This is a genomic window from Rubrivivax sp. A210, assembly GCF_904426505.1.
Taxonomy (GTDB): Bacteria; Pseudomonadota; Gammaproteobacteria; order Burkholderiales; family Burkholderiaceae_C; genus Rubrivivax.
In genome coordinates this window covers 91,757-115,509 of record NZ_CAJGBN010000001.1, presented here as the reverse complement: position 1 = coordinate 115,509, position 23,753 = coordinate 91,757, and the positions used below count along the sequence as shown (strand labels likewise).

Genomic DNA, 23,753 nt, shown 5'->3' with positions numbered 1-23,753 from the left:
TTCAGCTGCCGCTGTCTCGTTCGCGCAGCTTGAAGCGCTGGATCTTGCCGGTGGCCGTCTTCGGCAGATCGGCCAGGAACTCGATCGAGCGCGGGTACTTGAAGGGCGCGATGCGGTCCTTGACGAAGGCCTTCAGCTCGGCCTCATCGGCACTGGCGCCGGGCTTGAGCACCACAAAGGCCCGGGTCTTGACCAGGCCGTCGGCGTCGGCCCGGCCCACCACGGCGGCCTCGAGCACGGCCGGGTGCTGCACCAGGGTGGCCTCGACCTCGAAGGGACTGACGTAGACGCCGCCGACCTTGAGCATGTCGTCGCTGCGCCCGCAGTAGGTGTAGCTGCCGTCGGCGTTGCGGACGTACTTGTCGCCGCTCTTGGTCCAGCCGCCCTGGAAGGTCTCGCGCGTCTTGGCGCGGTTGCCCCAGTACATCAGTGCGGCGCTCGGCCCCTGGATGTAGAGATCGCCGATGTCACCGTCGGCCACGGCCGCGCCGTCTTCGCCGCGAAGTTCTATGGCATAGCCCGGCACCGGCCAGCCGGTGCTGCCATAGCGCACGCGCTCGGGCCAGTTGGACAGGAAGATGTGCAGCATCTCGGTGGAACCGATGCCGTCGACGATGTCGACGCCAAAGTGCGCCTTGAAGCGCTCGCCCAGTTCGGCCGGCAAGGCCTCGCCGGCCGAAGACACCAGGCGCAGCGCCAGCGCGCCGCGCGCCGGCAGCCGCGGGCTGGCCAGCATGCCGGCAAAGCCGGTGGGGGCGCCGTAGAAGACCGTGGGGCTCACCCCGCCGACGCCACCCTGCCAGCGCAGGAAGACGGCATCGGGCGTGGGCCGCTCGGCCATCAGCAGCGTGGTCGCGCCCACGCTCAGCGGAAAGCTCAGCGCATTGCCCAGGCCGTAGGCGAAGAAGAGCTTGGCCGCCGAGAAGCAGACATCGCCCTCGCGCAGGGCCAGTACGCGGCTGCCGTACAGCTCGGCCGTCCAGTAGGGGCTGGCGTGCGTGTGTACCGTGCCTTTGGGGCGGCCGGTGGAGCCCGAGGAGTACAGCCAGAAGCCGGGGTCGTCGGGGCTGGTGGCGGCGGGCCGCGGCGCCGGCGCGTGGGCATCGAGGAAGGCCTCGAATTCGACTTCGGCCGGATGCAGCGGCGCCTGCGGGCGCGAGACGATGACCTTGGTCACCTCGTGGTCGGAGCGTGTCATCGCCGCCGTCAGCGCCGGCAGCAGGGCCCCGGAGACCAGCACCGCCTGGGCGCGCGCATGTTCCAGCATGTAGGCGTAGTCGTCGGCGGTGAGCAAGGTGTTCACCGCCACCGGCACCAGGCCGGCATACATGGCGCCCAGAAAGCTCACCGGCCAGTCGTTGCCGTCCAGCATCAGCAACAGCACGCGCTCCTCGCGCTTGAGGCCCAGCGCGCGCAGGCCGGTGGCCAGGCGGCGCACGCGATCTTCCAGCTCGCCATAGCTCAGGCTGCCCTGGTCGTCGATGAAGGCGGCCTTGGCGGCGCGGCCGGCATTGCGGGCAAGCAGGTGCTGGGCGAAGTTGAAGCGCTCTGGAGGCGCGCTCACCTCGGCGCTCAGCGTGGGGTCGGTCATGCCTGTCTCCATCCGTGGTGGCTGAGGGCCCTGTGTGCGGGCCTCTGTCTTGCCGCCGGTCGGCACTTGCAGTATTGTGCGTTGATGAAATTTATTGATGCCTGATTCGCATGTCAAGCAATATATTGCAATCACCGGCGCCAACCCACCGGCAGACGCGGGACGAGAACGGTGCCGCCGACGCCGGCACCGATCCAGCTGCCAAGCACCCCTTCCTCGTCGGCCTGGGCGAGCGCGTGCGCGCCCTGCGTTCGCGCCGCGGCATGACGCGCAAGGCACTCTCGGCCGCCGCCGAGGTGTCGGAGCGCCACCTGGCCAATCTGGAATACGGCGTCGGCAATGCCTCGGTGCTGGTGCTGCTGCAGGTGTCGCGGGCCCTCAAATGCACACTGGCCGAGTTGCTGGGCGACGCCACGACGCGCTCACCCGAATGGCTGCTGCTGCGCGAACTGCTCGAGAACCGCGACGAGGCCACGCTGCGCCGCGTGCGCGAGGCCGTGGGCGAGCTGCTGGGCACCGGCGGCGCCCACGGCCGCGGCCTCTCACAGCGCAGCGCCCGCGTTGCCCTGGTGGGGCTGCGCGGCGCCGGCAAGTCCACCCTGGGCCAGATGCTGGCGGCTGACCTCGGTTTTCCGTTCGTCGAACTCAGCCGCGAGATCGAGAAGTTTGCCGGCTGCTCGATCAACGAGATCCAGAATCTCTACGGCCAGAATGCCTACCGCCGCTACGAGCGGCGCGCGATGGAAGAGGCGATCCAGATCTACCCTGAGGCGGTGATCGCCACCCCGGGCGGCCTGGTCTCCGACCCCGCCACCTTCAACCTGCTGCTGGCCCACTGCACCACGGTGTGGCTGCAGGCCGACCCCGAAGACCACATGCGGCGCGTGATGGCCCAGGGTGACTTGCGCCCGATGGCGGGCAATCGCGAGGCGCTGGCAGACCTCAAGGCCATCCTGGCCGGTCGGGCCGCCTTTTACGCCAAGGCCGAATTCCGCCTCGACACCAGCGCCGCGCCGCTGCCAGCCACCTACGCCGCGCTGCGTGAACAGGTGGGCAAGGCGCTGGGCCTACCCGGGTAAGCCCGCTCTACACAGGAAAGATAGCGCTTGATTGCAGCATAGTGCATGTCTTACAGTGCCGAAACTGAAGACAACAAGAGCACTTTACTGCCGCATCCGGAGAACCCATGAGCCCAGCGCCCCGCGTCGACCACCAGACCCACCCCAGCCGCTACCGCCACTGGAAGCTGTTGTTCGAAGGCGCCGTGGCCACGCTGGTGGCCGATTTCGACGAGGACGGCGGCCTGCGCGCGGGCTACAAGCTCAAGCTCAACAGCTACGACCTGGGCGTCGACATCGAGCTGCACGACGCCGTCAACCGCATCCGCTTCGAGCACCCCGAGGTGCGCTGCTTGGTCATCACCAGCGCCCGCGAGCGGGTCTTCTGCTCGGGCGCCAATATCTTCATGCTGGGTCTTTCCAGCCACGCCTGGAAGGTGAACTTCTGCAAGTTCACCAACGAGACGCGCAACGGGCTCGAAGACAGCAGCGCCCACGGCGGGCTCAAGTTCCTGGCCGCCGTCAACGGCGCCTGCGCCGGCGGCGGCTACGAGCTGGCCCTGGCCTGCGACGAGATCATCCTGGTCGACGACCGCAGCAGCGCCGTCAGCCTGCCCGAGGTGCCGCTGCTGGGCGTGCTGCCCGGCACCGGCGGCCTGACGCGTCTGACCGACAAGCGCCGCGTGCGCCACGACCTGGCCGATGTCTTCTGCACCAGCGCCGAGGGCGTGCGCGGCCAGAAGGCAAAAGACTGGCGCCTGGTCGACGAGATCGCCAAGCCGGCCGCCTTTGCCGCCCGCGTGCAAGAGCGCGCGCTGCAACTGGCCGCACTCAGCGACCGCCCCACCGACGGCCGCGGCGTTGCCCTGCCGCCGCTCGCCCGCCGCATCGAAGCCGACGCGCTGCACTACACCCATGTCTCGGCCACCCTCGACCGCGCCCGCCGCGTTGCCAACCTCACCGTGCGCGGCCCCGTCGGGCCGCAGCCGGCCAGCATCGCCGCCGTCGAATCGGCCGGCGCCACCTGGTACCCGCTGCAACTGGGCCGCGAGATGGAAGATGCCATCCTGGAGTTGCGCGCCAACGAGCCCGAGATCGGCACCTGGCTGATTCGCACCGAGGGTGATCCCGCCGCCGTGCTGGCGCTGGACGCCATGCTGGACGCGCATCAGGGCCACTGGCTGGTGCGCGAGACCATTGCCCTGCTGCGCCGAACTTTCAGCCGCCTGGATGTGTCTTCGCGCAGTCTGTTCGCCCTTATCGAGCCCGGCTCCTGCTTTGCCGGCAGCCTGCTGGAGCTGGCCCTGGCCTGCGACCGCAGCTACCAGCTGGCCCTGCCCGATGACGCCGAAAAGGCACCCAAGATCGCGCTCAGCGAGGCCAATTTCGCCTGCTACGCCATGGCCACCGGCCGGAGCCGGCTGCAGCGCCGCTTCTATGGCGAGCCGGCGGCGATGAGCGCTTTGCGCAGCGCGCTGGGCCGTGAGCTCGATGGCGATGCGGCCCAGGCCCTGGGCCTGGTGACGGCCGCGCCCGACGACATCGACTGGAATGACGAGATCCGCATCGCCATCGAGGAACGCGTGGCGATGAGCCCCGACGCCCTTACCGGCCTGGAGGCCAATCTGCGATTCAACGGCCCCGAGACGATGGCCACGCGCGTCTTCGGCCGCCTCACGGCCTGGCAGAACTGGATCTTCCAGCGCCCCAATGCCGTCGGCGACAAGGGCGCGCTCAAGGTCTATGGCAAGGGCGAGAAGGCCGCCTTCGACTGGAACCGTGTCTAGGCACACACCGCAGGAACACCCCATGAGCAGCATCGACTACAGCCAGAAGATCCCCAACAACGTCAACCTGGCCGGAGACCGCACGCTGCAACGTGCGCTCGAGCAGTGGCAGCCCGGCTACCTGAGCTGGTGGCAGGACATGGGCCCGGACGGCTCGCAGGATTTCGAGGTCTACCTGCGCACCGCCGTCAGCGTCGACCCCGAGGGCTGGGCCCAGTTCGGCCATGTGAAGATGCCCGACTACCGCTGGGGCATCTTCCTCAACCCGGGCGACGCCAATCGCAAGATCCATTTCGGAGATCACCTGGGCGAACCGGCCTGGCAGGACGTGCCCGGCGAACACCGCGCCAACCTGCGCCGCATCATCGTCACGCAAGGCGACACCGAGCCGGCCAGCGTCGAGCAGCAGCGCCACCTGGGCCTCACCGCGCCCAGCCAGTACGACCTGCGCAACCTCTTCCAGGTCAATGTCGAAGAGGGCCGCCACCTCTGGGCCATGGTCTACCTGCTGCACAAGTACTTCGGCCGCGACGGCCGCGAGGAAGGCGAGGCCTTGCTCGAACGCCGCAGCGGTCAGCAGGACAACCCGCGCATCCTGCAGGCCTTCAACGAAGAGACGCCCGACTGGCTGTCCTTCTTCATGTTCACCTACTTCACCGACCGCGACGGCAAGTTCCAGCTCTGCGCACTGGCCGAGAGCGCCTTCGACCCGCTGGCGCGCACCACCCGGTTCATGCTCACCGAAGAGGCCCACCACATGTTCGTGGGCGAATCGGGCATCAGCCGCATCATCGCGCGCACCTGCGCCGCGATGAACGAGTTGAAGACCGACGACGCCAAGCGCCTGCGCGCGGCCGGCGTGATCGACCTGTCGACGCTGCAGCGCTACCTGAACTTCCACTTCAGCGTCACCATCGACCTCTTCGGCGCCGATGAAAGCAGCAATGCCGCCACTTTCTACAGCAGCGGGCTCAAGGGCCGCTTCGAGGAAGGCAAGCGCGCCGATGACCACCGCCTGCACGGCCAGAGCTACCGCGTGCTGCAGCTGCAGGGCGGGCAGCTGGTCGAGAAGGAAGTGCCCATGCTCAATGCCCTCAACGAGGTGCTGCGCGACGACTACATCAAGGACAGCGTGGGCGGCGTCGGGCGCTGGAACAAGGTCATCGAGAAGGCCGGCATCCCTTTTCGGCTGCAGACCCCGCACAAGGCCTTCCACCGCAACATCGGCAGCCTGAAGGGCGTGAAGGTCTCGCCCGAGGGCCGCGTCGTGAGCGAGGCTGAATGGAATGCGAAGGTGGACGGATGGCTGCCCAGCGCGGAGGACCGCGCCTATGTCGCCAGCCTGATGGGCCGCGTGGTCGAGCCGGGCCGGTTCGCCAACTGGATTGCACCGCCGCTCATGGGCATCAACCGCCAGCCAGTCGACTTCGAGTACGTGCGCTTCGGCTGATGACTGAGAAGAGGATGGACGCACCGGACACCGCAGCCGCCGTCATCAGGCAGCACCTGATCGACCCCGAGATCTGCATACGCTGCAACACCTGCGAGTCGGTCTGCCCGGTGCAGGCCATCAGCCACGACGAGCGCAACTACGTGGTCGACGCCACCCGCTGCGACCTGTGCATGGCCTGCATCTCGCCCTGCCCCACCGGCGCCATCGACAGCTGGCGCCAGGTGCCGCGCTCGCGCGCCTGGGGGTTGCAGGAGCAGCTGGGCTGGGACGAGCTGCCGGCCGAGCTGGGTGAACAGGCGCTGGCCGAGGCCGCAGGACTTGCAGCGGTGGCCACGCCGATACCGCCCACTGCATCGGCAACGGCCGAGCAGCCCTTCAAGGCGGCGCACTACGGCGCACATCTGCCACCGTGGTCGGCCGCCCACCCCTATGTGCAGCTCTACGGGCCCAAGGCCGCGCGCAAGAGCCTGGCCGCCACCGTCACCGGCAATGTGCGCGTCACCGAGGCCGGCACCGATTACGACACCCACCACCTGGTGCTGGACTTCGGCCACACGCCTTTCCCGCTGCTCGAAGGCCAGTCCATCGCCATCCTGCCGCCGGGGCTGGACGAACAAGGCCGGCCCCACCACGCGCGCCAGTACTCGGTAGCCAGCCCCCGCAACGGCGAGCGGCCGGGCTACAACAACCTCTCGCTGACCATCAAGCGCGTGCTCGAGGACCACCAGGGTCGGCCGGTGCGCGGCGTGGCCAGCAACTACCTCTGCGACCTGTTGGTGGGCGACACGGTGCAGGTGATGGGCCCCTTCGGCACCAGCTTCCTGATGCCCAACCATCCGAAGAGCCATATCGTGATGATCTGCACCGGCACCGGCAGCGCGCCAATGCGGGCGATGACGGAATGGCGGCGGCGCCTGCGGCAAACGGGCAAGTTCGAGGGCGGCAAGCTGATGCTCTTCTTCGGCGCGCGCACGCAGCAGGAACTGCCTTATTTCGGCCCGCTGCAGAAGCTGCCCAAGGATTTCATCGACATCAACTTCGCCTTCAGCCGCACGCCCGGCCAGCCCAAGCGCCATGTGCAGGACGCGATGCGCGAGCGCGCCGCCGACCTCGCCCGCCTGCTGGCCGACCCCGACGCCTGCTTCTTCGTGTGCGGCCTGCAGGCCATGGAGGAAGGCGTGCTGCTGGCACTGCGCGACATCGCGCAGCAGGCCGGGCTGGACTGGGACGAGACGGCCGCCACACTCAAGCACGATGGGCGGCTGCACCTGGAGACTTATTGATCGATGCATGGTGGCCTGAAGTCACTCCGTAGCGCCGTCGTCGCCCTGCTGGGCTTGACCGGCACCGCCATGGCTGCGCCGGCCGTTCCCGACACCCTGGCCCAGCGCGCCGCCGCCTGCACCGCCTGCCATGCGCCGCAGGACCGCGAGATGCCCCAGGGCTTCGTGCCCGCCCTGGCCGGCAAGCCCGCCATCTACCTGAAGCGCCAGATGCTGGCCTTTCGCGACGGCCGGCGCCGCCACGCGATCATGGCCGGGCTGATGGAATTCCTCTCCGACGACTACCTCGCGGCCCTGGCCGACCACTTTGCCACGCTGCCGGCGCGCCGCGTGCCGCAACCGCCTGCAAAGCTGATTGCGGCCGAGGCCTCGCGGCGTGGCCAGGCCCTGGCCACGGCCGGCGACAAGGCGCGCAGCCTGCCGGCCTGCACCGCCTGCCACGGTGCTGAACTGGCCGGCGACGGCGCCGATATCCCCGGCCTGCCGGGCCTGCCGCGCGGCTACCTCGTGGCCCAGCTCGGCGCCTGGCGCGCCGGCCTGCGCCAGGCAACGGCGCCGGATTGCATGGCCCAGGTGGCACGGCGGCTGGAGGAGGTGGAGATCGCCGCCATTGCCGACTGGATCGCGAACCTGCCGCCGCCGGCTGAGCCAAGAGGCAAGCCGGCGGCCGCATCCACCTCCCTGCCCTTGCGCTGCGGCAGCGTGGCCGCACCGTGAGAAGCCGGCACCCATCGCCGCGCGCAAGCGGGTGGGTCGGGGTGCTGGCTTCGGCCTGTGCCACGATGGCCCTGGGTCTCGCCGCCTGCAGCAAGGAGGCCGCCGACGTCGAGGCGCCAACCCCGGGCCCCGCGGCCACCGATCCCGCCACGGTCGCCCACGGCGCCTACCTGGCGCTGCTGGGCAATTGCGCCGGATGCCACACGGCGCGCAGCGGCGCGGCCTATGCCGGCGCCCGTGCCATCGTCACGCCCTTCGGCACCGTCTACAGCGGCAACCTGACGCCCGACGACGCCACCGGCCTGGGCCGCTGGTCGGCCGACGACTTCTGGCAGGCCCTGCACCTGGGCCGCTCGCGCGACGGCCGCCTGCTCTTGCCGGCCTTCCCCTTCACCAGCACGACGCGGATCAGCCGCGCCGACAGCGACGCGCTCTGGGCCTATCTGAAAAGCCTGCCCGCCGTGGCGCAGGCCCAGCGGCCCCACGAGCTGCGCTTTCCCTATGGCAGCGCCTGGGCGCAGAGGGCCTGGCGCTGGCTCTTCTTCCGGCCGGCTGTGCATGTGGACGACCCGGCGCGGCCGGCGGCCTGGAACCGCGGCGCCTACCTCGTGCAAGGCCTGGGCCATTGCGGCGCCTGCCATGCGCCACGCAATGCGCTGGGCGGCAGCGGCGATGGCCTGGGCGGCGGCACCCTCCCCGGCCAGCCCTGGTACGCGCCCAGCCTGCATCCGGCGCAGCCGGGTGCCGACGAGGCGCGGCGCCTGGTCGAACTGCTGAAGACCGGCCAGACCGACCAGGGCAGCGCGCTCGGGCCCATGGCCGAGGTCGTGGTGCGCAGCACCCAGCACTGGCGCGACGCCGACCTGGAGGCCGTGGCCGTGTATCTGCAATCGTTGCCGCCGCAGGCCACCACCCAGCCCGCAGCGGACGAGCCAACCGATCCAGCCACGGCAGCGGCCCTTGTTCGCGGCGCCAGGCTCTACGACGACCGCTGTGCCGATTGCCACGGCACCCAAGGCGAAGGCGTGGCCGGCATCTACCCGCCGCTGGCCGCCAACCCCACGGTGCTGCAGACCGGCGTGGCCAACCTGGTGCAGGTGCTGCTGCACGGCGGCTTCGCGCCCGCCACCGCGGCCCAGCCGCGGCCCTACAGCATGCCGCCGCAGTTCATGGGCGATGCCGAGATGGCCGATGTGCTGAGCCACATCCGCCGGTCCTGGGGCAACCGCGCCGGCGCCGTGAGCACGCTCGATGTGATGCAGGCGCGCTGAGCCACGGGCCGCGACCGGCCCAGCCGGCCTGGAGCCTCCAACGGGGGGGTCACCACGCAGGGCGCACAAAGAAAAATGGGTGCAGCCGTTCAGGCTGCACCCATTCGGGGCCGGGGGTTGCCCCCCGGGGGAAGTTCAGGCGATTACGGACCGACGCGCAGGATGCCCCACGCACCGCCACCGAAGCCGGCACCCGCGGTGTCGCGCATCAGGTAGTCGCCCTTGACCGCATCGCCACCACCGGCGCCGGTGGTCGGCTTGATGACGTAGTGGGCAGAGCCGATGACGCTTTCCTGGGCGCCGAAGTACATCTGCATCGGGTTGTTGCCGATCACCACCGAACCGACGTTGTCGATGTTGGCGTTGGTCGGGAAGCCGGCTGCATCGCGCTTGAGGGCCAGGAACGGATCCCTCGGCCACACGTGACCGTGCAGCGTGAAGGTCGTCGCACGGCTGCTCGAGTTGGGCGCCACGAGGCCGATGCGGAACTGCTGACCCGCGCTGGCCAGGAAGATCGGCGTCTGCGGATCGACACCCCCGGTGATGCTGTTGCTGAACAGCGAGCCGGCGTTGAGGATGCCACCGAAGCAGGTCAGGTCGGCCGGGTTCGCGGGCTTGGGAGCCGTGAACTGGCCACCCACGCCACCGCAGTTGGCGTTGCCTGCTGCCGACAGCGGCGGGATGCCGAAGCGGAAGAAGGTGGGCTCGGCACCGTAGTTGGCAGCACCGATCATGGTGTGCGGCGCGTTCTCGGGAATGCCGGGGCCTTCCTCCGATTCGTTCTGCACCGCATTGCCCGAGGCGTAGCGGTAGTTGAGCATCTTCTGCCACACGAGGCCGAAGTCGCGGTAGGTCTGCGCCGCTGTTGCCGGCAGCGTGTTGGTCAGCAGGTTGGTCACTTGCTGGGCCAGCGCCGGGGCGGTGACGTCGGCGGTGAGCTTGGAGCCCGCGACCGGGAAGGCCGTGGTGGCGCCGCGCGGATGCACGACGACCAGACCGGACAGGCCCTTTTCGGCTTGCTTGATCTTGTCCGAGGCCAGCGCATTGACCGGACCGAATTCGATCGCGGTCGCCAGGATGGCGTCGAGATTGAACTGGGCGGCATTGCCGATCTGCGGCAGTTCGGCCAGGCGCAGGTCGCCGGCATAGAACGTGTAGGTACGCGCAGGGGCGCCGGGGGCCACGGTTTGCACCGGGTTGACACCGACGTTCATGCCGTCCGACTTGGTCACGTCGTACTCGAGCAGCTGGGTGTGGAAGCCCACTTCGCTGGAGGCGCGGACATGGTTGACACCGAAGACCGTGGAGCCCTCGGGGTGCAGACGCTCACGCTTGTTGGCGTGGCGGAAGTCGTTGTAGTTGGGCAGGTCGCTGGCCACGGCCGGCAGCCTGTTGTTCAACGTCACTTGCACGCAATCACCGGCGTTGACACGCAGGGCCAGCGGCTCGACCTTGACACCGGCCTTGAGCTTGCCGGCAGCGTCCAGATCCGAAGACAGGACGTACATCATGCCGGTCGGGTCATGCAGCGGGCCGGTCTCGTTGACCGTGATGCCCTGGGCCGTGCCGGTCACCGGGGTGGTGCGGCTGTTGTAGACCAGCGTGCCGGTGCCCGTGAGCGGGCCGCCTGCATGCAGGGAGGCGATGTTGACACCCACCGGCAGATTGCCCACCTCGAGGTTGGGCGTGCCGGCGCGCAGCACCTGGTCGCCCGTCGGCGTGAGGGTCACGCCAGGGACGGCAGGCAATGCCAGGTTGGCGGCGATGGCCGTGATGTTGAAGGCCTTGACCGGCGCGTTCAGCGGGCAGACCGCCTTGTCGCCGGACTGGAACAGCGCGCGGTTGAACGGCTGCACCGGACGCACGTTGTTCGGCAGGGCAAACAGCGTCGGTTGCAGCGTGTTGTAGTTGCGCATCAGGCCCCAGTTGCCACCCCAGACGCCGTCTTGGTAGGCGTCCATCTGGTACAGGTAGTCGGCAGTGCCAGCCTTCTGGCTGAAGTCCATGAAGACCGGCGAGGCCATCGTGAACTGCTCGGAAATGCCACCCGACGACTGGTTGACCCAGCCGGAATTCGGGCCGCGACCATGGCCGGAGCCGGTCTTGAGCCACTTGATGCCGTGGATGGACACGCTGTGCTCTTCCTCGAAGCCACCGGCCTGCGCCTTGACGCGCACGCGGTCACCCGAGTAGGTGCGAAGCATCGGCGTGAACGGATCCTTCTGTTCGAAGCCGGCACTGTTGATGTGCGGCGGGAACACCGTCACGGCGAGGTTGGCCGGCGGCAGGATGCTGGCGTCGGCCGGCGTGCTGGCGACGGTGCCCATGGCCGGCATGCGATTCAGGTCGGGGATCGCGCGAACGACGTTGGACGAGAACACATAGGACAGGTCACCGGCCTGGCCGTCGGCTTGCGCACCGCGCTTGCCATCGGGGCCGATCTTGGACGGGTCATAGATGCGCAGCGAGCCGGGCTCGTTGCGGTAGTTGACGACGAACATGCCGGGCTCGAGGAAGGAGATCGAGGTCGGGCACGGACGCTGGATGCACTCACGCACCTTGCCCGCGACTTCCTGGCCGACCACCGGAGTGAACGACAGGGCGCCATTGGCGAAGTTGACGAACTTCTCGACCGTGAGGTCGGGGAAGATCGGCATCACCGGCTTGATCAGCGGCGGGGCGATCGCGAAGCGGAAGGTGTCCGATTGCACCGCACCAGGCGCGAACGCCGGGAACAGGCCGTCGGCCGGAGCATGGTGAAGCTCGGGGTAGAACAGGTCCTGCAGCGCCGGCGAGAAGCCCAGATAGGCCTTCTCGTCGTAGGAGCCGTTGTACTCGCCGAGGGTACCGGCACCGACGTAGACGCCGGCTTCGTACGCGTGCTGGAAGTCGCTGTACTCGAAGTAGAACTCGCGGAAGCTGTCGTTCTTGCTGTCGCCGTCGAGGTCACCCGTGACGATGGCGGCTTGCCAGGAGGTCGGGCCGCCGTCGTTGCGGCAACCGCCGGGCAGTTGGTCACGCACGGGCTGGCCCACGTCGGTGGGCGAGAACGGTGCCACGCCGGCCGGCGAGGCGCAGCCCAGCAGGTTGCCGGTTTCGCTGTGCTTCCAGGTCGAGTTGGACGGCTCGATCAGCACCGTGGAATACAGGCCGATCTGCTGGAAGGTGGACGGACCGTAGTGGTCGTGGGTGAAGATGATGCCCAGACCGCGATCAACGTTCTGGACGTTCAGCAGCGGGTCGGCAAACCAGCGTTGCAGCGTGATGCGCGCGCCCAGCCAATCCACGCCGCCCGGGCCGGTGGCCGGGAAGTAGGGATGCTTTGCAGGGTGCAGCAGCGCGTCGGTGCCCGGGCCGGGCAGTGCGCCGAACTTGCAGGCCGCGGCGTCGCCGTTGAAGCAGTTGATGGCCTCGATGCGCTCGCGGATGGTGCCGGCCGAATGCGTGCCGTCTTCGTAGTTCCAGCCGTTGGCAGAACCGTCGGTGGTGGACAGATCCCACTTCGGCAGGTGGATGTGCTGGCCGATGATGTCGGTCGGCGTGCGCAGCTGGTAGTCGTCCATCTCGAACGTTTCCGGCACGAGATTGGTGTGGTGGTACATCGTGCAGTCGAAGGTGTTCATCCGCATCACGAGCGGCTCACCCGGCTTGGTCTTCTCGATCACCGGCAGCACGTCTTCCCACAGCGAGACGATGCGCTGCTGCGGGTAATGGTTGCCCACCTTGTTGATGACCGCGTCGTACTGGACGTTGGCGCCCTTGTAGATGCGCGGCGTGTAGGAGCCGAAGGCACCGGAAGGCAGGGTCACCAGCGGAGCGGCGGGGTTGCCGCTGAACCACTGGTTGCTGCCGTTGGTGGTGAGCACGGCCAGGTTGTCGTCCTTGCAGGGGTCGCTGAAGGCCGAGCCCGGAACGGCCGGCTGGCTGTCGACGCGGAAGCTCGCGGCCTGCACGGTGCCGGCGGGCAGCACCTTGTAGGACGGGATGTCGCCACGCGAATGGAACTGCATCGCGGTACGTTCGACGTCGGTACCACCTTCGGGATAGAAGGCGGCCTTGGCCTTGACGATGACCTTGGTCATGTCCACCGGGCTCACGACACCGGCGATGGTGGGTGCGGCCTGGCCACCGGCAGCGACGCCGTGCAGCGCATGGCGGGGCAGACCGCCATTCATCTGGCTGTAGTCACCGGCCAGGGCGATGAAGTTGGCCTTCATCGCGGCGGAGTAGCTCTTGAAGGGCTCGGTGCCGGTGACCGGGTCGACCAGGGCTTGTGCCTCGGCCTTGGTCAGCATGTCCATCGGCGGGCTCACGGCGCGCTGGCCGTTGATGCCCTGGTCGCAGTTGGGGCCGTTCTCGCAGGCGACGCCGGCAATCCAGAACGGGTAGCCAGGGTTCACGTCGTCGGCGGTGCCGAACTTGCCGTCCGGGCCGGCGATGGCCGGGTAGTTGAGCTTGGCCTGGCTGGAGGTGCCCCCGGGGGCAGCGCCATTGCGGTCGACGGCCAGCACGGTGACGCCGGCGGCGGGCATGGGCGGCAGCGCCTTGCCGGGCAGCGGCACGATGGCCGGGATGGGTGCGCCGACGGTCAGTTCACCATCGGGCAGCGCGCGCGCGCCGGCGGCGGGCGTGCCGTCCTTCAGCGCATAGGCCGCGGTATGGAAGCCGTTGCCCGAAACCTGCAGCTTGGTGCCGGTTTCCAGCACGTCATGGATGCGCCACATGTACCACATGCCCTGCGCGAAGTGCGGGTAGAAGTGGCAGTGGTAGATGGCGTCACCGGCCGACTTGTTGCGGTTGCCGGAGCCGCCGTTGGCGATCTCGTAGGTGTAGCCCATGCCGGGGCCGATGCCCTGGGCGTCGAGGTAGTTCGAGTTGTCGTCGTTCGGGTTGAACAGCCACTGGTGGTTGTGCAGGTGGAAGACGTGCTGCTCGAAGCCGTTGTGCGTGTTGCGAATCTTGACGAAGTCGCCGATGTAGCTGTGGTTGATGTTGCCGGTGTCGGCCGGGTAGAAGGGCTTGGTGGCCTTGGGGCCCATGGCGGCGACGAACTGCTGTTCGGCCGGGCTCAGCGCGGGCGTGCCGTTCTTCAGGAACAGCAGGATGTTGAGCACGTTCTGCGGCGTGATGGTCTCGAGGCCGGCATTCGCCGGGATGTCGACCAGCTGCCCGAACTCACCCACCGCGGGGAAGGTCAGGAAGAACTCTTCGTAGGCGCAGTCCAGGCAGTCGTACATGGGACCGACGCCCATGCGGTTGGACAGGATCTCGGTGCCGATGCCACCCGAGGTGTAGTTGATCATGAACTTGTCGCGCACACCCTTGAGCAGGTAGGCGAAGACCGTGGTCAACGGGTCGATGGCCTGGCCCGCGGGGGGCTGGAAGCCGGCGACGTTGTAGAAGCCCGGGTAGGCCTGGGCGTTGGCCACTTCGTCGTGGAAGATCGAGGCGAAGTCGCGGAACGGCTCCAGCCGGTTGGGATAGGCCGGGTTGCGCTTGCCCGCGGCTTCCAGCGGATAGGTGCTGGCCGGAAAGCTGCCGTCGGCGTTGGGGCCGGTGACCACGGCGTCGACCTCGGTGTGTACGATCCGGTTCGCCTGAACCATGTTCAGGATGGTGCGGCCGGCCTTGCCTTCAGTGCTCCAGGGCAGGCTGTTCGGGTAGGTGGCCTCGTAGTTGAGGACCGGGTGCCCGCCCAGCGTGGTGCAGTACTTCAGCGTCGTCGACCCCGGCACGGCGGCGCCGAGCTTGGGGCAGGTGGTGCTGGTGATCGACGCGGTGCGCGTCGCCAGGCGCATCTCTTCCTCGGTCACAGTGTTGCGGTACATCTTCGCGCCCTTGGGCTCGACGATGACCTGGCCGAACAGGCCGTTGGCAATGTTGCCCTGGTTGGCGTCCGAGCCCACCAGCGCGCCGGCGCTGATCAGCTGGTACACCTGCTCGCGCTCGGCGTACAGGTTGTAGACCGCGGTGCCACCGGGGGCGACCAGGCTGGACGGGTTGGCGCCGACGAAGGAACCGTCGTTGGCGATGCCACCCAGCGTGCGCAGCTGCATGCCATTGGCATGGAAGCTGGCGCGGCGGTCGGCCACCTGCTCGTCCACCGGCACCGGAATTTGCGGCGCGCCGTCGGCGGTAACCGGGTTGGGATCGTTGCCGATGCCGTCGCGGTCGATCAGGAAGTTGCGCGCGTTCGGCGCCACCTTCAAGAGGTTCGCGAAATTGACCGTCAGGCAGTCGCCCGCAGCCACGCGCAGCACCAGCGGACGCGGCCGCTTGTCGTCACGCAGCTTGACGTTGCCGGCGGTCAGCAGGCCGCCGGACTTCTCGCTCTTGTTGCTGCCGATGTCGACCAGATCTTCGCGCAGGGCGAACATCATGCCGTTGACATTGGAGGCGCCAAGCCGGTTGTTGAGGATCGGCATGTCGAGCGCGACCACGTTGGCCGTGATCGTGCGCGTGCAGGTGATGGCCGCCGAAGCCCCGCCTGACGCCAGCATGATGCCGCTGGCGGCCATCATCAGTGCGAACGCCGAGGCGCCCGGGCGCGTGATTCCGGCCTGACGCCGGCCGCGCCTTTCTATCGGTATATCCAGATGCTTCATCGAGAAGCCCTCCGATCACGAGAAGTACCCACCGCTGCGTTGGTGATCGCCGGCCACCCGCCGGGCCGATTCCTGTCGGAATCGGCGCAGCAGGCAGCAACTGCCCAGCGCCATCGAAGCGACCCATGTCTTTGCGGTACTTGCTTGCAGAAGGAGGGGAAAAGGCACGAGCCCCACCGTGTTTGCAAATGTCACCACAGACCACAGGGATGCTAGGCGTGTGACTATCGGTAAGGCCGCGTCCGATAGTCACATGCGTCAGACTGCCCTGAGGCAACTTGTCGCAGCCAGGCCAGGCTGCTGTGGCAATCTGCCGCAGGCCTTGCAGCAGGCACCAGGGGCGGGCCGAGGTGCAATGGCGGCGGATTCGAGCGCCGGATGGGCGCGAAACTGGCAGTCGAATCAGGGACTTGCGTGGCTGATGAAGCCGTCGTGCCAGGCCGGCGCGGCAGCGCCGGGCGGGTGCAAACCGATGGACCGACGCCGCGCCGATTGGTTCAATGGCCGCGGCCCCTCGTCCTGCGACATGCTGTCGCATCCAGGCTGGGGGGCATGGGCCGCAGACAAGCGCAGCCCGAAACGATGTCCATCGGCCCCCGATTTCAGGGTGGCGGCTGCGACACTGCGCCGCAGGGGCTGGGCACCAGGGCTGACTAGACTCAAAGCTGTGAACGCCCAGCGCCTGCGCCTACAGCCGATAGCCTGGCTAGCCCTTGTGGCCATGCTCATGCTGGCGCTGACGCCCACGCTGGCGCGCGCACTTGACCGCACCCGTGGCGACGTCGGCCTCTGGGTCGAAGTCTGCTCCCTGCAAGGCATGAAGCTCGTGGCCTTGCAAGGCGCCGCCACCGGCGGCGCGGCCGACGATGTGGATGGCGATGTCGATGGCGCGATGGTGCAGGCCTCGGGCGATCTGGAACACTGCCCCGACTGTTCGCTGGCCCATCACGAGTTGGCGCCGCCGCCAACGCTTTCGTCGCTGGTGTTGGCCAGTGGCGCCGACTACCTGGCGCCGCTGTTCCTGCAGGCGCCGCGCACGCTGTTCGCGTGGCGCGGCCCGCCGTCTCGCGCACCTCCCCTGAGAGCCTGACCCGCCGCCGCGGCCAAGGTACGACGCCGCTGTCGCGAGCGTCGGTCCTGGCCCGTTGGCCACGCCCGCAGGTGCCGTCCTGCGCCCGTCCGCCCCACGGGGTCGCTGCAGCCGCGGTACACCCCACCCCCAGCCCGGCGCGCCGCTTGCGCCAGGCCGGGCCGGCGACCGCCGCACGGCGACGACCCTGCCTGCGTACACCCCGCGTGTGCCACCCTGCCGGGCCGCACACCCGCCGAGCCACCCAATGCCAGGAGGCGACCGCCATGGGCGCACCCGCTCCGTTCCCGCTCTTCCCCCGTCACGGCCCCTTCAACCCGGGCCGGCCGTGCCCGCCGCCACCCCGCACGCGCACCGGCCCGCCGCGCGCACCGGCGCCACTCCCACCCCAGGCCCTGCACGCCCTGCTGGCCGACCTGATGGCGCCCGTGGCCGACTGGGGCCGTGTGGTGCTGACCGTGGCCAATGGCCTGGCCGAACTCCAGAGCACGCTCGAGTGCGCCCGTGGCGTGGCCGACGGCATCGACGTGTGGCACCTGAGGGGCGAGCGCCACGCCGCCTGGCTGTCCGAACGAGGCATTGCGCGCATCGAATTGGTCGAACCGGCCGCCGGCAATGCCGAGGGCGATGCCGCGGCGGTACACCTCAGCTGGCATGACCGCCTGGGACGGCGCATCGGCAGGCTCATGCTGCCCTGCCCCCTCGGCCGCGACCAGGGCCTGCTGTGGCTGCGCCAGCATGGCCATGCACGCGCCGATGCCTGCCGGCGGCGGCTGGCCACGGCCCCCATGCCCTTGATGCTGGTACCGCATCCGGGCTTCACCCGGGTGGACACGTTGGCCCGCGGGCCGGCGGCCGCGGCCTGGGCGAACGCAGCCATGCGCCACCTCGACCGGGCCGCCGAGCTGCGGCTGGACCTGGGCAGCGTCGGGGCCGCCGTTCACTACACAGGCACGCTGGGCGCGGCCTTGGCGGTGAGCGACGGCTACCATGCGACGGGGCCGCAATGCAGCTTGAGCCTGCAAGCCCGGCAGGCCACCGCAGTGGCCCGCGTGGTCGACCGCGACGGCGTCAGCGGCCTGCAGTTCGACGACGCATCGGGGGGCCGCCTGCTGCTGCACCCGCAAGGCGCGGGTGCCGCCGACTGGTTCAAGGCGGTGGCCGCGCTGGCCTCGGATTTGGCGCAGGCGCCGACGGACGGCGCGGACGCATCGACCGCCCCGCCTGGCCCATGAAGCCAGCCCCCGCGATGGCCATTGACCTTCTACCGCGAGGAGTTGGCGGTCAGGCCTGATCGCCTCTGAAACGACAAGGCCCCGATCGCTTCGATGACATCGGGGCCTTGCGGCGCGGTTGTGCGAGATCTCGCGACGGGCCTTCCTGTCCGGTCATCCATGGCCAATCGGCTACCGCGGCAGCATTCATGCGGCTTCTCGCCCATCGGGATTCGTCCTTGGGCCGCTTCATGGCCCCCTTCTTGGCCTCGTCCAAGACCCTGCACCCTCGCAGGCGCGGGTGGGCACGATGCACCGGCGCGCCATTGGGCTCTGCCGCCCGCACGCCCTGCCCGGCCTAGGCGCGCGCCAGCCCACCGAGAAAGCGTTGTCGCACGCGTATGCTGTTCGATGACCTTCGCACTCTGGCTCACCGTGGGCGGCGCGCTGCTGCTGATCATGGTGATCAGCGGCTCGATGCTGTCGCGCCTGCCCGTCAGCACCTCGATGCTCTACCTGCTGGCCGGGTTGGTGATCGGGCCTCTGGGGCTGGCGCTGGCCTCGCCCAGGCTGGCCGACCATGTGGTGCTGCTGGAGCACCTGACCGAGGTCATCGTGCTGCTGTCGCTGTTCACCTCGGGCATGAAGATGAGCCTGGGACTGAACGACCAGCGCTGGTTTCCGCCGCTGCGGCTGGCCCTGGGCTCGATGGTGGCCACCGTGGTGCTGATCAGCGTGGCCGGCGTGGCGCTGCTCGGCCTGCCAGTGGGCGCGGCGGTGCTGCTGGGCGGCATCCTGGCGCCCACCGACCCGGTGCTGGCCACCGAGGTGCAGGTGGACGACCCGGCGGACCGCGACCAGCTGCGCTTTGCCCTCACCGGCGAGGGCGGGCTCAATGACGGCACCGCGTTCCCGGTGGTGATGCTGGGCCTGGGCCTGCTGGGCGCGCACGAGCTGGGCACGCTGGGCTGGCGCTGGCTGGCGGTAGATGTGCTGTGGGCCACCGGCGCCGGCCTCGCCATCGGTGCCGCGCTGGGCACCGGCCTGGGCCGCCTGGTGCTCTACCTGCGCCACCGCCACCACGAGGCCACGGGCTACGAGAACTTCCTCGCCCTGGGCCTCATCGCCCTGGCCTATGGCCTGGCGGTGCTGGCCCAGGCCTACGGCTTTCTGGCGGTGTTTGCCGCCGGCCTGGCGCTGCGCCACTCGGCCAAGCTCGACAGCGATGCCGCGGTGGCTGCGCTGGGCATCGCGCCCAGCGCACACGCCGAGGCGGCGGCGGCCCTCAGCGTGGAGCATGCCCACCACAGCCCGCTGTCGGCGCGGGCCGAGCAGATGGCCACCGACCCGCGCCACGCCTCGGCCTACATGGCGCACGCGGTGCTGAGCTTCAACGAGCAGCTCGACCGCATCGGCGAGATGGCCGGCGTGGTGGTGGTGGGCCTGCTGCTGTGGGCCGTGCCCTGGATGCCCGCTGCGCTGTGGTTCGTGCCGCTGATGCTGCTGGTGGTGCGCCCGCTGTCGGTGGCCGCGGCGCTGGCCGGCTCGCGCATCTCACCTTCTCAGCGGCGGCTGATCGCCTGGTTCGGCATCCGCGGCATCGGCTCCCTGTACTACCTGAGCTATGCCATCAACCACGGCCTGCCGGCCGCCCATGTGGACACCGTGGTGGCGCTGACTCTGGCCGTGGTGGTGAGTTCCATCGTGTTGCACGGCATCTCGGTGACGCCGCTGATGGCGCGCTACCGGCGCCGCCGCCGCGGCGCTCGCTAGCCCTGCGCCCGGGGGGGCGTATGCCAACGCACAGACCCCGCCCGCAGGGGCCGTTAACTTGCCGGGGTCGATGGCGCGGCCCGGATGCCGCCGCCGTCGACGGGCGGGCCGCAACCGCGGCCCGCCCTGCCCACCGCCCTGAAGGAAATGCATGGAAACCAATGACGTCACGCGCGACAACTTCGGCCAGTACGCTCTCTCCGCCACGGGCCCCGGCCCGGCGCTGATGGGCGCCCACACGCTGCTCGGCAACGATGTCTACAACCGCGATGGCGAGGACCTCGGCGACATCAAGGAGTTCATGATCGACATGGCCACGGGCAAGGTGGCCTATGCCGTTCTGTCCTTCGGCGGCCTGCTCGGCATGGGCGACAAGCTGTTCGCGGTGCCCTGGGCCGCGCTGAAGCTGGACACCACGAACAAGCGCTTCACGCTCGCCGTGCCCCTGGCGGTGCTGAAGGACGCACCGGGCTTCGACAAGGACCGCTGGCCGGCCATGTCGGACAAGACCTGGGCCGCCGGCGTACACAAGTTCTACGGCACCAGCTACAGCGGCGAATGACCGTTGCGGGCGTCGGCCCGGCCGCCCCCGCGGGCGGGCCCGAGCCCGGCCTGGCGCGGGCCCTGGGGCGGCTGCTTGCGGCCACCGGCTCGTCCTGGCTGGCCGACTACGCCCCCAGCATGGGCGCCGCGCTGGCCTTCTACACGCTGTTCTCCATCGCGCCGCTGCTGCTGATCGTGATCTCGGTGGCCGGGCTGCTGTTCGGCGAAGCCGCGGCGCGCGGCGAGATCTTTGCCCAGCTCTCGCAGACCATAGGCAGCGACAGCGCGCAGATGATCAGCCTGGTGCTGGAGAGCCTGAACCAGCCGCGCGCTGGCGTGCTGGGCACGCTGTTCGGCCTGCTGGCACTGCTGGTGGGCGCCACCACCGTGTTTGCCGAGTTGCAAGACGCGATGGACCGCATCTGGCGCGCACCGGCACGCACCGATGGCAACAGCCTGTGGCGGCTGCTGCGCACGCGCATGCTGTCGCTGGGCATGGTGCTGGGCGTGGGCTTTCTGCTTACGGTGTCGCTGGTCTTCAGCGCCGCCATGGCTGCACTCGGCAAGTGGTGGGCGCCCTGGTTCGGCGAGCTGGCCCTGGTGGCCGACAGCGTGAACTTCGCGCTCAGCCTGGCCTTCGTGACCGCGGTGTTCGCGATGATCTACAAGTGGATGCCGCGCGTGCCCGTGGCCTGGCGCGACGTCTGGATAGGTGCCGTCATCACCGCGCTGCTGTTCACCGTGGGCAAGGCGCTGATCGGGCAGTACATAGGCCGCAGCGGCGTGGCCTCGGTCTTCGGCGCCGCGGCTGCGCTGGTGGTGCTGCTGCTGTGGCTGTACTACTCGGCCCAGGTCTTCCTGCTCGGGGCGGAGTTCACCTGCGAGTTCGCGCGCCGCCATGGCTCGCTGCGCGTGCCGCTGGCACTGCCCGTGGCGCCTGCTCTGGACGACTGAACCCGCGCCGCTCAGCGCGGCGCGGCGCGCCCCTGTTCGGCGCAGAAGGCTGCCAGTTCGGCCAGCAGGCGGCGCACGGCTTCGTTTGCAGCCTGCACACCGGCCACCGGGTCATCGGAGGCCGCGTCGACCCGCACATCAAACTCGCGCCAGGCGATGGCACGTCGCGTGCCGCCATCCAGCACCACGGCGCGCAGGCTGATGCGCACCTGGCTGGGCCGGGTGGCGAAATCCTGCTGCAGGCGCAGCAACTCGGTCTCGAGCCGCCAGCTGCCCGGCGCGGACGAGCCCGCCGACGCCGCCGGCAACACGGCGCGAAAGCCACCGCCCGCCTGCAGGGCGCGCAGCAGCAGCGGCGCCAGCAACTGCGCCGGCGGCTCGGCCCATTCGTGGAAGGCGAAGGCTTCGATCTCCAGCGGCCGGCGCTGGTAGAGCATGCGCCGGCTGTCCAGGCCCGCCGCGGCACGCAGCAGCGCCACCACCAGATCCGGCGCGCCGGGGCTGGGGGTGGTCGCCGCCACAGCGGCGGCGCCGTCGTCCAGCGTGAAGCGGGCCGGCGGCGGCGCCGGCTTGGGCAGCAGCGTGCCGGAGCAGGCGGCCACCAGGCCCAGCAGCGCAAGGCTGCAAGCCACTGCTGCGGTGTCCCTTGGCAGGCGACCTCCGCACGAGGTCTTGACGTTCATGGTGCTGCCCTTTCTCCGGGGCCGGGTCGGGGCTCGGGGCGGCCCAGCAGCAGGCTGCTGGGGCTGCCGGCTGTCTGTTCGCTCAGCTGCCGCAGGCTGGCCGACAGCGCCGCCAACTCCGCCATCAGCTGCGCCAGATCGGGCAGGGTCTGGCTGCGCAATTGCTGCACGGCGCTGGCGGCGGCATCGGCGGCCACCCCGGCACGTCCGCCGGCCGCCCGCGCCACGTCGGCCATGGTCTCGACGGACTGCGCGCTGCTGGCAATGCGGTCCAGCGTGGGCGCCATCCTTTCGCCGGCGCGCGCCGTCAGCTGCGCGGTGCGCGCGGCGTCGGCCAGGCCGTTGGAAATACTGCGCTGCTGGCCGGCCAGCGCATGCGCCACCGTCGCCAGATCGGCCAGCGTCGCCTTGAGCGCGGCGCGGTTGTCGGCGTCGAAGACGGCATTGAGGTTGTTGGACACGCGGTCGACATTGGCCAGCACATTGGTCAGCACGTTCTCGAGCCGCGCGCCCAGCGAGAGCTTGAAGGGAATGGTCGGCGCCACGCCATCGGGGCCGGGCCGCAGGGGCTTGGATGCGGCGCTGCCGCCGCTCAGCTCGATGTAGGCGATGCCGGTCAGGCCCTGGGTCTTGAGCACCGCCAGGCTGTCGCGCTTGATCGGCGTGCCGCGGGCGATCAGGAAGTGCAGGCGCACCTGCTGCGAGTTCTGCGGGTCAAGCTCGATGCGGCTGACCTTGCCCACGTCCACGCCCAGCACCTTGACCGGCGCGTCGACATTGAGCCCGGCCACCGATTCCTGAATCACCGCCTGGTAGGCGTCCATGGCCTGCTTGCCGCCCAGGCCTGCGGCCAGCCACAGCACGGCGGCCACCAGCGCGGCGCCCAGCACCAGCACGAAGGCGCCGACCGCGGTGTAGTTGACCTTGTCGTCCATGGCTCAGGCCGCCACGCCATCCAAGGCTGCCGCGGACGCACGGGCGCGCCTTTGGTCGCTGAAGTAGGCGCGCACGGTGGGATGCTCATGCCGCGCCAGCGCCGCCATGGCGTCCAGCGCCAGCACCCGGCCCTCGCCGAGCACCGCCACGCGGTCGCAGACCTGCCACAGCAGGTCGAGGTCGTGGCTGACGATGACGATGCTGGGCCGGGTGAGCGCGTGGGTGCGCAGGATCAGCTCGTGTACGCCGGCGGCGCTGGCCGGGTCCAGGCCCGAAGTCGGCTCGTCCAGGAACAGCAGTTCGGGGCTGAGCGCGATGGCGCGCGCCAGCGCGGCGCGCTTGAGCATGCCGCCGCTCAGTTCGTCGGGCAACTTGAGGCCGGCATCAGGCGGCAGGCCGGTCTGGGCGATCCTGAACTCGGCCAGGCGGCCGATCTGCGCCCCGCCCAGGTCGCTGTGCTCGCGCAGCGGCAGGCCCACGTTGCGGCGCACGTTCAGCGCGCCGAAAAGCCCGCCGCGCTGGAACATCACGCCCCAGCGCCGGCGCAGTTCCAGCGCCTGCGGCGGCGTCAGCGTGGCCAGGTCGGCACCGAAGATCATCACACGCCCGGTGGTGGGCCGCTGCAGGCCGATCATCTCGCGCAGCAACACCGATTTGCCCGAGCCGCTGCCACCGGCCAGGCCCAGGATTTCGCCACGCCGCACCGCCAGGTCAAGCCCGTCATGCACGACCTGGCTGCCGAAGCGGGTGCCGATCTGCTGCAGCTCGATGGCGAAGTCACCAGCCGTGGCCATC

The 23,753-nt window shown here is 69.6% G+C and carries 17 protein-coding genes; 12 read left to right on the top strand and 5 right to left on the bottom strand.

Annotated features, from left to right (window positions below):
* Position 1 precedes the first annotated feature (1 nt).
* Positions 2-1,591: a benzoate-CoA ligase family protein gene (locus JMV16_RS00530; protein ID WP_201492204.1), complete on the bottom strand. Its 1,590-nt coding sequence runs from the start codon at positions 1,589-1,591 to the stop codon at positions 2-4.
* Positions 1,592-1,701: 110 nt separating this feature from the next.
* On the opposite strand from JMV16_RS00530, the gene JMV16_RS00525 reads away from it, so the two are divergent.
* The 6 genes from JMV16_RS00525 to JMV16_RS00500 all read left to right on the top strand — a co-directional run bounded on the left by JMV16_RS00525 (position 1,702) and on the right by JMV16_RS00500 (position 9,160).
* Positions 1,702-2,670 carry a helix-turn-helix transcriptional regulator gene (locus tag JMV16_RS00525; RefSeq protein WP_201492203.1) on the top strand — a complete coding sequence of 323 codons (969 nt, stop codon included), beginning with the start codon at positions 1,702-1,704 and terminating at the stop codon, positions 2,668-2,670.
* A gap of 107 nt (positions 2,671-2,777) precedes the next feature.
* A complete protein-coding gene (gene boxC, locus JMV16_RS00520; RefSeq protein WP_201492202.1) occupies positions 2,778-4,436 on the top strand; it encodes a 2,3-epoxybenzoyl-CoA dihydrolase in 1,659 nt (552 codons plus the stop codon).
* Between the two features lie 22 nt (positions 4,437-4,458).
* Positions 4,459-5,886 carry a benzoyl-CoA 2,3-epoxidase subunit BoxB gene (boxB, locus tag JMV16_RS00515; RefSeq protein WP_201492201.1) on the top strand — a complete coding sequence of 476 codons (1,428 nt, stop codon included), beginning with the start codon at positions 4,459-4,461 and terminating at the stop codon, positions 5,884-5,886.
* 14 nt (positions 5,887-5,900) lie between these two features.
* Positions 5,901-7,172: a benzoyl-CoA 2,3-epoxidase subunit BoxA gene (gene boxA / locus JMV16_RS00510; RefSeq protein WP_201492200.1), complete on the top strand. Its 1,272-nt coding sequence runs from the start codon at positions 5,901-5,903 to the stop codon at positions 7,170-7,172.
* A 69-nt stretch (positions 7,173-7,241) separates the two neighbouring features.
* Positions 7,242-7,889, top strand: coding sequence for a c-type cytochrome (locus JMV16_RS00505; protein ID WP_236580290.1), 648 nt, complete (start codon positions 7,242-7,244; stop codon positions 7,887-7,889).
* A 65-nt stretch (positions 7,890-7,954) separates the two neighbouring features.
* Positions 7,955-9,160: a c-type cytochrome gene (locus tag JMV16_RS00500; RefSeq protein ID WP_201492198.1), complete on the top strand. Its 1,206-nt coding sequence runs from the start codon at positions 7,955-7,957 to the stop codon at positions 9,158-9,160.
* A 143-nt stretch (positions 9,161-9,303) separates the two neighbouring features.
* Here JMV16_RS00500 and JMV16_RS00495 read toward each other — a convergent pair whose 3' ends face one another.
* Positions 9,304-15,585: a hypothetical protein gene (locus JMV16_RS00495; protein WP_236580289.1), complete on the bottom strand. Its 6,282-nt coding sequence runs from the start codon at positions 15,583-15,585 to the stop codon at positions 9,304-9,306.
* On the opposite strand from JMV16_RS00495, the gene JMV16_RS24050 reads away from it, so the two are divergent.
* From JMV16_RS24050 to JMV16_RS00470, 6 genes are all read left to right on the top strand, one after another.
* Complete coding sequence (locus JMV16_RS24050; RefSeq protein WP_236580288.1) at positions 15,584-15,724, top strand: hypothetical protein; 141 nt, start codon at positions 15,584-15,586, stop codon at positions 15,722-15,724. The genes JMV16_RS00495 and JMV16_RS24050 overlap by 2 nt on opposite strands.
* A 708-nt stretch (positions 15,725-16,432) precedes the next feature.
* Complete coding sequence (locus tag JMV16_RS00490) at positions 16,433-16,855, top strand: DUF2946 family protein (protein ID WP_201492197.1); 423 nt, start codon at positions 16,433-16,435, stop codon at positions 16,853-16,855.
* 266 nt (positions 16,856-17,121) lie between these two features.
* Positions 17,122-18,090 carry a hypothetical protein gene (locus tag JMV16_RS00485; protein WP_201492196.1) on the top strand — a complete coding sequence of 323 codons (969 nt, stop codon included), beginning with the start codon at positions 17,122-17,124 and terminating at the stop codon, positions 18,088-18,090.
* 390 nt (positions 18,091-18,480) lie between these two features.
* A complete protein-coding gene (locus tag JMV16_RS00480; RefSeq protein WP_201492195.1) occupies positions 18,481-19,842 on the top strand; it encodes a cation:proton antiporter in 1,362 nt (453 codons plus the stop codon).
* 151 nt (positions 19,843-19,993) lie between these two features.
* The gene (locus JMV16_RS00475; RefSeq protein WP_201492194.1) at positions 19,994-20,404 is read left to right on the top strand and encodes a PRC-barrel domain-containing protein; all 411 of its coding nucleotides are present in this window, start codon (positions 19,994-19,996) and stop codon (positions 20,402-20,404) included.
* Positions 20,401-21,339, top strand: a complete 939-nt coding sequence (locus JMV16_RS00470) for a YihY/virulence factor BrkB family protein (RefSeq protein ID WP_201492193.1) — start codon at positions 20,401-20,403, stop codon at positions 21,337-21,339. The genes JMV16_RS00475 and JMV16_RS00470 overlap by 4 nt, the downstream gene beginning before the upstream one ends.
* A gap of 11 nt (positions 21,340-21,350) precedes the next feature.
* Here JMV16_RS00470 and JMV16_RS00465 read toward each other — a convergent pair whose 3' ends face one another.
* From JMV16_RS00465 to JMV16_RS00455, 3 genes are read right to left on the bottom strand one after another with little or no spacing between them, the layout of a single operon-like run.
* Positions 21,351-21,971, bottom strand: coding sequence for an ABC-type transport auxiliary lipoprotein family protein (locus JMV16_RS00465; protein WP_201492192.1), 621 nt, complete (start codon positions 21,969-21,971; stop codon positions 21,351-21,353).
* 47 nt (positions 21,972-22,018) lie between these two features.
* On the bottom strand, positions 22,019-22,957 hold the full coding sequence (locus JMV16_RS00460; protein WP_201492191.1) for an MlaD family protein: 939 nt from the start codon (positions 22,955-22,957) through the stop codon (positions 22,019-22,021).
* A gap of 3 nt (positions 22,958-22,960) precedes the next feature.
* On the bottom strand, positions 22,961-23,752 hold the full coding sequence (locus JMV16_RS00455; RefSeq protein WP_201492190.1) for an ABC transporter ATP-binding protein: 792 nt from the start codon (positions 23,750-23,752) through the stop codon (positions 22,961-22,963).
* Position 23,753: the final 1 nt, after the last annotated feature.

What these genes read in the sequence shown, in the direction of transcription:
- boxA (WP_201492200.1), top strand. Translation starts at nt 5,901, where the DNA reads ATGGACGCACCGGACACCGCAGCCGCCGTCATCAGGCAGCACCTGATC.
- JMV16_RS00460 (WP_201492191.1), bottom strand. Translation starts at nt 22,957, where the DNA reads ATGGACGACAAGGTCAACTACACCGCGGTCGGCGCCTTCGTGCTGGTG.
- JMV16_RS00500 (WP_201492198.1), top strand. Translation starts at nt 7,955, where the DNA reads ATGGCCCTGGGTCTCGCCGCCTGCAGCAAGGAGGCCGCCGACGTCGAG.
- JMV16_RS00525 (WP_201492203.1), top strand. Translation starts at nt 1,702, where the DNA reads ATGTCAAGCAATATATTGCAATCACCGGCGCCAACCCACCGGCAGACG.
- JMV16_RS00470 (WP_201492193.1), top strand. Translation starts at nt 20,401, where the DNA reads ATGACCGTTGCGGGCGTCGGCCCGGCCGCCCCCGCGGGCGGGCCCGAG.
- JMV16_RS00495 (WP_236580289.1), bottom strand. Translation starts at nt 15,585, where the DNA reads ATGCCGATCCTCAACAACCGGCTTGGCGCCTCCAATGTCAACGGCATG.
- boxC (WP_201492202.1), top strand. Translation starts at nt 2,778, where the DNA reads ATGAGCCCAGCGCCCCGCGTCGACCACCAGACCCACCCCAGCCGCTAC.
- JMV16_RS00480 (WP_201492195.1), top strand. Translation starts at nt 18,481, where the DNA reads ATGACCTTCGCACTCTGGCTCACCGTGGGCGGCGCGCTGCTGCTGATC.
- JMV16_RS00485 (WP_201492196.1), top strand. Translation starts at nt 17,122, where the DNA reads ATGGGCGCACCCGCTCCGTTCCCGCTCTTCCCCCGTCACGGCCCCTTC.
- JMV16_RS00475 (WP_201492194.1), top strand. Translation starts at nt 19,994, where the DNA reads ATGGAAACCAATGACGTCACGCGCGACAACTTCGGCCAGTACGCTCTC.
- JMV16_RS00505 (WP_236580290.1), top strand. Translation starts at nt 7,242, where the DNA reads ATGGCTGCGCCGGCCGTTCCCGACACCCTGGCCCAGCGCGCCGCCGCC.
- JMV16_RS00455 (WP_201492190.1), bottom strand. Translation starts at nt 23,752, where the DNA reads ATGGCCACGGCTGGTGACTTCGCCATCGAGCTGCAGCAGATCGGCACC.
- JMV16_RS24050 (WP_236580288.1), top strand. Translation starts at nt 15,584, where the DNA reads ATGTCGAGCGCGACCACGTTGGCCGTGATCGTGCGCGTGCAGGTGATG.
- boxB (WP_201492201.1), top strand. Translation starts at nt 4,459, where the DNA reads ATGAGCAGCATCGACTACAGCCAGAAGATCCCCAACAACGTCAACCTG.
- JMV16_RS00530 (WP_201492204.1), bottom strand. Translation starts at nt 1,591, where the DNA reads ATGACCGACCCCACGCTGAGCGCCGAGGTGAGCGCGCCTCCAGAGCGC.